Raw genomic sequence first — 919 nt, 5'->3', positions numbered from 1 at the left:
CACACCAATATCAATACCTAATGCCTCACGATTAAAGTCATCGATGACATTGAATGTCCTAAAGCGACGTTGATTACGACTACTGTCACTCATAAAATCCATTGACCAACATTCACCTTGTTTATTGGGGGCTAATAACCTTTCCGGGCATCGTGGAGGAATGCGTTTTTTACGCTTTACCCTGAGATTAAGCTTTAATTCACAATACACCCGATATACCCGTTTATGATTCCATTGATAGCCGAGCTTTCTGATACGATTAAAACATTTAGGAAAGCCCCAGCGTAAATGCCGGTCTGTGATAGCATTCAACACCGAAACAATCACCGAATCATCCTGTAACTTAGCTTGATAATAGTAAGCACAACGGCTTAAACCAACAATGGCACAACTCATAGCAATAGTAACTGAATGATTTTGTTGTAGTTGCTGTGCCCACGTTTTACGTGCCCCTGTTGGCACTAAAGCTTTTTTATGATTTCTTCCTGAAGCTGGGATTTTAAGCTCAGTTCGGCAAACATCTGCTTAAGCTTGCAGTTTTCAGCCTCCAGCTCCTTTAAGCGTTTAATATCCGACGTTTCCATACCGCCGTATTTTTCTCGCCACTTATAGAAAGTTGAATTACCCATGCCATATTTGCGACAGAGTTCCTTGACAGGAATACCTGCTTCAGCTTCTTTTAAAATAGCGACGATTTGATGTTCAGTCATTTTTTTCATAATTAAATCCTCTTTTACTTTTATCATAGAGAATTTTCTACTTTTTGGCTGTACTATTTTAGGGGATAGTTACATGATGACTTTCTGTGTATTTTTACTCTGTGTACACTGTGACAATAACGGACAGATTTTGCAGGTTGTTGCATCAGAATGATAATGACGATAACCTTCCCTGCTGGTAGTTTTATATATTAATGTTT

2 pseudogenes are annotated in these 919 nt (G+C 38.7%); both read right to left on the bottom strand.

Going from position 1 to position 919, the window contains the following annotated elements:
- Window positions 1-177 precede the first annotated feature (177 nt).
- Window positions 178-396, bottom strand: a pseudogene (locus tag A9G41_RS15065) (IS3 family transposase); the annotation flags it as partial.
- A 112-nt stretch (window positions 397-508) separates the two neighbouring features.
- Window positions 509-719, bottom strand: a pseudogene (locus A9G41_RS08110) (transposase); the annotation flags it as partial.
- Window positions 720-919: the final 200 nt, after the last annotated feature.

The sequence above is a fragment of the Gilliamella sp. Nev5-1 genome (genome assembly GCF_001690895.1).
In the GTDB taxonomy this organism is placed as follows: Bacteria; Pseudomonadota; Gammaproteobacteria; order Enterobacterales; family Orbaceae; genus Gilliamella; species Gilliamella apicola_C.
Note: the sequence above shows the minus strand (reverse complement) of the source record. Positions and strands in the feature narration are given on the sequence as shown.